General features: G+C 69.9%; 5 protein-coding genes and 1 riboswitch. Of the genes, 2 read left to right on the forward strand and 3 right to left on the reverse strand.

Translation table 11 applies throughout. The annotated features are described in order from the left end of the window. Position 1: 1 nt before the first annotated feature. Together IEX42_RS12825 and IEX42_RS12830 are read right to left on the reverse strand one after the other, a co-directional pair. Positions 2-2638, reverse strand: coding sequence for a ribonucleoside-diphosphate reductase subunit alpha (locus IEX42_RS12825; protein ID WP_188780117.1), 2637 nt, complete (start codon positions 2636-2638; stop codon positions 2-4). Between the two features lie 121 nt (positions 2639-2759). Next, a riboswitch (cobalamin riboswitch) is annotated at positions 2760-2999 on the reverse strand. Between the two features lie 123 nt (positions 3000-3122). Then, on the reverse strand, positions 3123-3995 hold the full coding sequence (locus tag IEX42_RS12830; RefSeq protein ID WP_188780118.1) for a LysR family transcriptional regulator: 873 nt from the start codon (positions 3993-3995) through the stop codon (positions 3123-3125). 83 nt (positions 3996-4078) lie between these two features. Between IEX42_RS12830 and IEX42_RS12835 the strand changes: the two genes are divergently transcribed. Further along, entirely contained in the window at positions 4079-5314 is a 1236-nt protein-coding gene (locus IEX42_RS12835) for an MFS transporter (protein WP_229660841.1), read from the forward strand. Positions 5315-5443: 129 nt separating this feature from the next. On the opposite strand, the gene IEX42_RS12840 is transcribed toward IEX42_RS12835, so the two are convergent. Next, positions 5444-6064: a superoxide dismutase gene (locus IEX42_RS12840; RefSeq protein ID WP_188780120.1), complete on the reverse strand. Its 621-nt coding sequence runs from the start codon at positions 6062-6064 to the stop codon at positions 5444-5446. Between the two features lie 160 nt (positions 6065-6224). Here IEX42_RS12840 and IEX42_RS12845 point away from each other — a divergent pair, with 160 nt between their 5' ends. Further along, on the forward strand, positions 6225-7169 hold the full coding sequence (locus IEX42_RS12845; protein WP_188780121.1) for a TauD/TfdA dioxygenase family protein: 945 nt from the start codon (positions 6225-6227) through the stop codon (positions 7167-7169). Positions 7170-7262 lie beyond the last annotated feature (93 nt).

Raw genomic sequence — 7262 nt, forward strand, 5'->3', positions numbered from 1 at the left:
CTCACTGGCACGACTCGCACTGCAGCCGCTCCTGGGGGTCGACCGGGCACTGGGCGCCGGAGACGTCCTCGACCTCGATCTCGGTGGCGCCGTCCGGGGCCTCGACCGTGCTGGTCGGGGCTGCCGACTCGGCCGGAGCGGCCGCTCCGAACCCGCGAGGCGCGGAGCCGCTGGGAGCAGCTGCTCCGAAGCCGCGAGCCGCCGGTGCCGACGGTGCGCCGCTCGTCGCGGCCCCGAAGCCCCGCCGCGAGCCGCCACCGGCACCGCCGAGCGCCTCCGCCTTGTTGACCTTGACCGTGCTCTGCTCGGCGGTGTGCCGCGGCATCATGTGGAGGTAGTACGTCGTCTTGACGCCCTTGCGCCACGCGGCGGAGTACAGGTCGACCATCGAGGAGACCTGCCGGTCGGCGAGGTAGATGTTGCGGCTGATCGCCTGGTCGATCCACTTCTGCGCGCGCGCCGCGACCTCGACGTACGCCATCCCCGAGAGCTGGAACGAGGTCTGGTAGATCTCGACGAGCTCGGTCGGCACCTCCGGCCGCTCGGCGGCGACCTTCGACAGGTCGCCCTGGTGGCGCAGCAGGTCCTCGCGGACGTCCTCCCAGATCCCGGCCCGACGCAGGTCCTCGACGAGGTTGCGGTTCACCTCGAGGAACTTGCCCGAGCTGGTGGCTCGGCTGAAGATCTGGCTGAACTGCGGGTCCAGGCCGGGCGTGGTGCCGGCGACCAGGCCGATCGACGCGGTCGGCGCGATGGCCAGCAGGGTGGAGTTACGGATGCCGCCGGCGACCTTGGCCCGCAGCGAGTCCCAGTCCAGCCGGGTGGTGCGGTCGACGTCGACGGGCACGCCGCGGTCGTTCTCCAGCAGGTCCAGGGAGTCGAACGGGACCATGCCCTGGCTCCAGCGCGACCCCTCGAAGTTGGCGTAGGCGCCCCGCTCGCGGGCCAGATCGGCGGAGGCGTCGATCGCGTGCCAGGAGACGAACTCCATCAGCTGGTCGATCAGGGCGTACGCCTGCTCCGACTCGTAGGAGTAGCCGAACCTCTCGACGACGTCGGTGAAGCCCATGACGCCCAGGCCGAGGGCGCGGTTGAGCTCGTTGGAGCGCTCCGACTCCGGCACCGAGGAGATGGTGATGTCGATGAGGTTGTCCAGCTGGCGCACCGCGAGGCGGGCGGACTCCGCGAGCCGGTCCCAGTCGACGACCGCGTGCTGGCGCCGGCCGGTGACGTGGCGGGAGAGGTTGATCGAGGCCAGGTTGCAGACCGAGACGTTGTCGCGGTCCTGCGGCAGGCAGATCTCGGTGCACAGGTTGGACAGGTGGATCGCGCCGGTGTTGTCGTTCAGCGCGCGGGTGTTGATGGTGTCCTTCCAGGTCAGCCACGGGTGCGAGGTCGACTGCAGCGAGGTGAGGATCGCGCGGTACTGCTCGCGCGCGCCGATCGTCTTGTGCTTGAGCCGCCCGGCGTCGGCCATCGCGACGTACTCCGCGTACCGCTGCGAGAACGCACGCCCGGTCAGCTCGACGAGGTCGGGGACCTCGGCGGGGTCGAAGAGGTACCACGTCTGGTCGGCCTCGACGCGCTTCATGAACTCGTCGGAGATCCACACCGCGGTGTTGGCGGTACGGGTCCGGCGGTAGGGGTCGCCGGAGTTCTGCCGCAGGTCGAGGAAGGCGGGGAAGTCGAGGTGCCAGTTCTCCATGTAGAAGCACAGCGCGCCGAACTTCTTGCCGCCCCGGCTCACCGCGCGCAGCGTCGAGTCGATGGTGTGCATGAAGGGGATCGGCCCGGTCGAGGTGGTGTTGTTGGACCGGATCGGCGATCCCTCGGCGCGCAGCTTGGTGACCGAGAGCCCGATGCCGCCGGTGCCCTTGGTCAGCCACATGACGTCGCGCACCGACTTGGCGATGTGCTCGATCTCGTCCTCCATCTGCATCACGAAGCAGTTGGAGAGCTGGGAGTACGACGTGCCGGCGTTGACCAGCGTGGAGCCGGCGGCGAGGTACTCCAGGCGCGACATCTTGTCGTAGAACCCGATCGCGGCGGCGGTGGGGTCCTCCTCGTCGAGGGAGAGCCCCATCGCGACCCGCATCCAGAAGAACTGCGGCATCTCCATCGCGCGGCCGTCCGGGCCGGCGATCATGTAGCGGGTGCGCATGGTCTGCACGCCGACGTAGCGCAGCAGGTCGTCGCGCGAGGGATCCAGGGCCGAGCCGAGCCGCTCGAGGTCGAACAGCTCGCGCAGCCGGGTGTCGAGCAGACCCAGCTCGACACCGCGCAGCACGAAGCCGACGAACGCCTCCCCGTGGAAGGCGTAGACCTCCTCGCGGGTCACGCCCTCGCCGAAGATGGTCTTGTAGAGGCTCTTGCACAGCAGCCGCGAGGCGATCGTGTCGTACGCCGGGTCGTCCTTGACGTTCTGCAGGGCGACCTGGACGACCGCCTCGTCGAGCTGCTCGGAGGTGATCTGGTCGAACAGCGTGATCTCCAGCTCCGAGCGGAGCTGGGTGGCCCGGGCGATCTGGTCGTCGAGGCCGGCCGCGGCCTCCTCGATCGAGCGGGCGATCTCGTAGCCGTCGTACGGCGCGATCGTGCCGTCGCGCTTGACGACGCGGATGGGGTCCTGGGTGCTCATGATGGCTTCTCCTGCTTCGGTTCGTGCCGTTCCGACCGCGACCGGCGTCGGGGCAGCGCGAAGCAGGACCCAGGAGCGCTCAGCCGTCGGCCGTCCCTCGCGGCGTCTGACCACCGCACCCGGCGGGTGCGGTGCGCTGGCAGGTCTTCGGACTCGTGGGCGTGCTGCCTCGTCTCGCATCTCGACCGGTGGTCGAGCCTGTCGAGACCCCTACTGGCCGTCGCTTCCCAGGTCTGGCGACCCAGTGCTGTTGACGGCGGTCGTTCCCACTCACCGCTGCGGGGCAGTCCCGGACTCTCACCGGGTTCCCTCTTGCCTCACGCGCCTGGATGGCGTGTGAACCAGCTGCAGGAACACCATATCTTGCGAATGACACTCATGTAACCCCCCAGATGTAGTTCCGCTCGAGGGGCGGCCGCATCGCTCCGGCCGGGTCGGGTGCCGGAGTGGCTGCCAGGGCGACCGCTCCAGCACACGACGTGCCCTAGGCCCCGAACTCGTCGACGACGAAGTCGCGCAGCCGAGCGGCGGGGGCGGACAGAGGACGGTCGGTGGGCCAGGTCAGGCCGATGGTCCGGCGCGCGGCCTCCGCGGTGATCCGGATCTGGTGGACGCCGGCCGCCGCCGCTATCGAGTCCGGGACGACGGCTGCCCCGAGCCCCGCCCCGACGAGGCCGACGATCGTCGCGAGGTCCTGGCTCTCGAACGAGATCGTCGGCGCCGCACCGGCGTCGCGGTAGAGCGAGTCGACCAGAGTGCGGAAGCCGAAGCCGACCGGCACGGTGATCAGCTCCTCACCGTCCAGCTCGGCCATCTCGACCCGGCGGCGGGCGCGTAGGCGGTGACCGGGCGGGACGACGAGGACCAGTCGCTCGGTCTGCAGCGCCGCCCAGGCGAAGTCGCCGCCCGGCTGCGGTGAGGTGATCGCCAGGTCGGCGGCGCCGGCGGCGAGGTCCGGCAGGATCTCCTGCGACGGCTCCTGGCGCAGCTCGACCCGCGTGCGCGGTGAGTGCTCGTGGAAGGCCCGCAGCACCCGCGGCACCAGCGACGTCGACATCGAGTCGAGGAACGCCAGCCGGACGGTGCCCGTCTCCGGGTCGAGCAGCGTGGCGAGGTCGGCGGTCAGCTGGTCGTGGCGTCGTACGAGGTCCCGCGCCGCGTCGACGGCCAGCACCCCGGCCGGCGTCGCTCGTACCCCACCGGTGGTCCGGACGAACAACGGCGCCCCGAGCTCGTCCTCCAGTCGGGCCAGCGCCCGGGAGAGCGTCGGCTGGGAGGTGCCCAGCATCGCGGCGGTGTCGGTGACGTGACCCTGCTCGGCGAGAGCGAGCAGCCACTCGAGGTCGCGGGTCTGCATCCGTGCAGCATACGGAAGGCGTATGGCAAAGACGATGATGCCGTATTGGACGTATGCCTTCAGCGGGGGCATCGTCGACGGACGTGACGACCCGCACCGCCGACACCAGCCTCCCCGACCTCGGGCACCTGCCCGGGACGCCGCACTACCGGCGGATCGTGGGTGCGCTCTTCGCTGCGGGGGTCGCGACGTTCACGCTTCTCTACAGCACCCAGGCGCTGTTCCCCGAGTTCGTCCGGGACTTCGGCGTCAGCTCGGGCCAGAGCACGCTGTCGCTCTCGCTGACCACGCTCGGCATCGGGGTGATGCTGCTGGTGGCCGGCCCGCTGTCGGACGTGATCGGCCGGACCCGGATGATCCACCTCTCGCTCGCCGGCGCCGCGGTGGTCGCCGTCCTGTGCGCGTTCGCCCCGTCGTGGCCGGCGCTGCTGGTGCTGCGGTTCGTCGAGGGGGTGGTGCTCGCGGGGCTGCCCGCCGTCGCCACGGCGTACCTCCGCGAGGAGCTGCACCCCTCCACCCACGCCAAGGTCGCCGGCCTCTACATCGGCGGCACTGCGATCGGCGGCATGATCGGACGCCTGCTGACCGGGATGATCGGCGAAGCGGCCGGGTGGCGATGGGCGCTGGGAGCGGCGGCCCTGGTCGGCGTGGCCTGCGCTGTCGTCGTCCGTCTCGCGCTCCCGGACTCGCGCCACTTCGTCGCTCGGGCGCCCGGTGCGCGCTCGCTGGTGCGCATGTTCGTCCGGGCCCTGCGCGACCCGGCGCTGCTCGCGCTGTACGGCGTCGGCTTCCTGTCCGTGGGGTCGATGGTCGCCGTCTACAACACCCTCGGCTTCCGGCTCGCCGAGGCGCCGTGGCACCTCGGGCTCGGCGCGGCGAGCCTGGTCTTCCTCGTCTACCCCGTCGGCACGGTCAGCTCGACGCTGTTCGGCGGGCTGGCCGATCGGTACGGCCGCCGCACGATCCTCCCGCTCGGCTGCGTGCTGGCTGTCGCCGGGCTGCTGGTCACCATGGTCGACTCGCTGCCGGTGATCGCGATCGGGATGGCGCTGTTCACCGGCGGCTTCTTCGCCGTGCACGGCATCGCCAGCGGCTGGGTGCCGACCCGCGCCCACGCGGGCGGGGTGGCCAGCGGCCAGGCGGCGTCGCTCTACCTCGTCGGCTTCTACCTCGGTTCGTCACTCTTCGGGACCGTCGCCGGCCCCGCCTGGAGCGCGGCGGGCTGGGCCGGCGTGGTGGGGCTGAGTCTCGCGCTCCTGGTGCTGACCGCCGCGCTGTCCGGCTTCCTGCGTCGTACGCCGGCGCTGGTCACCGCATAGCGGTCGGCTCGCGGCTGTTGGTCTCGACGGCCGCTCCGCTCGCTTCGCTGCTCGACCACCGGTGGTGACGGTCGCCGCGCGACCACCGGTGGTCGAGCTTGTCGAGACCCGGCGAAGGACGCGACCGCCTCAGGCGATCAGGCCCGGGGTCTGGGCCTTCGCCTTCTCGAAGCGGTCCTGGACGTCGGCCCAGTTGACGATGTTCCACCACTGCTTGACGAAGGTGCCCTTGTCGTTCTTGTACTGCAGGTAGTACGCGTGCTCCCACATGTCGAGCATCAGCAGCGGGACCATGCAGATCGGCACGTTTCCCTGGTGGTCGAAGTGCTGGATGATGTACGGCCGCTGGCCGAGCATGTCCCAGGTCAGCACCGACCAGCCGGAGCCCTGGACGCCGAGGGCGTTGGCCTCGAAGTAGCCGCGGAACTTGTCGAAGCTCCCGAAGTGGTCGTCGAGCATCTGGGCCAGCTCGCCGGTCGGCTTGTCGCCGCCCTCGGGTGACATGTTCGGCCAGAACACGGAGTGGTTGACGTGCCCGCCGAGGTGGAAGGCGAGGTTCTTCTCGACGGTCGTGATGTCGGCGTACGACTCGGTGTCGGCGGCCTCGAACAGCTTCTCCTGGGCGGTGTTGATGCCCTTGACGTACGTCGCGTGGTGCTTGTCGTGGTGCAGCTCCATGATCTCGCCGGAGATGTACGGCTCCAGGGCCGCGTAGTCGTACGGGAGGTCGGGCAGGGCGTACTCGGTCATCGGGTCTCCTCGTTGTGTGCGATCCGAAGTTATTGCACATCGCTTGCAACTAGAGGGCAAGCCAGGCGACCCTGAGTGAGCGGGGTCGGCAAGGGTGCGCCCGGCGTGTAAAGTCTACTAAACACACTAGGTTTAATGGCTAGGCAACGGAAGGACCTCCATGACGATCGAGCTCACCCGCCCCGAGTCCGCGACGCGGGCCGAAGACATCACGGTCACGAAGATCGGCGGCCGGATCGGTGCACGGATCGACGGTGTCCGCCTCGGCGGTCACCTGGACGACGAGGTCGTCACCCTCGTTCGCGCCGCGATCCTCGAGCACAAGGTGGTCTTCTTCACCGACCAGCACCTCGACGACGCCGAGCACATCGGGTTCGCCGAGCGGCTGGGGACGTTGACCACCGCGCACCCGACGGTCAACACGGGCAGTGCGAAGGTGCTCTCCTTCAAGGCGACCAAGGGGATGGCCGCGAACTCCTGGCACACCGACGTGACCTTCGTCGACCGCGTCCCGGCCTTCTCCGTGCTGCGGGGCGAGACGATCCCGGCGTACGGCGGCACGACGGTGTGGGCGAACACCGTCGAGGCCTACTCCCACCTCCCGCAGCCGTTGAAGGCGCTGGTCGACCAGCTGTGGGCGGTGCACTCCAACGACTACGACTACGCCCAGCAGTCCGAGAGCGCGGAGGAAGAGGCGAACCTGCAGTTCAGCCGGGGCGACTTCGCCAGCACGGTGTACGAGACCGAGCACCCGGCAGTCCACGTGCATCCGGAGACCGGTGAGCGCTCGCTGCTCCTCGGGCACTTCGTGAAGAGCTTCACCGGGCTCAACACCGCCGAGTCCGTCGCCCTGTTCACCCTGCTGCAGAACCGGATCACCCGGCTGGAGAACACCGTCCGCTGGACGTGGACCGAGGGTGACGTCGCGATCTGGGACAACCGGGCGACGCAGCACTACGCCGTGGCCGACTTCGACGACCAGCCCCGGGAGGTGCGTCGCATCACCGTCGCGGGAGACGTCCCGGTGTCGGTCGACGGCCGGTCGAGCAGCGTGCGTACGGGTGACTCGTCGGTCTACGCCAGCCTCGACTCACTGATCCGCTGAGAGCGGCGACGGCCGACGAGTCGTCCTGTGAAGGGGCTCGTCGGCCGTCGTCGGTGACAGCTCGCTCCTACCGGCCGGGCGGGTCGTAGGCGC

Source organism: Marmoricola endophyticus, from assembly GCF_014644415.1.
In the GTDB taxonomy this organism is placed as follows: domain Bacteria; phylum Actinomycetota; class Actinomycetes; order Propionibacteriales; family Nocardioidaceae; genus Marmoricola; species Marmoricola endophyticus.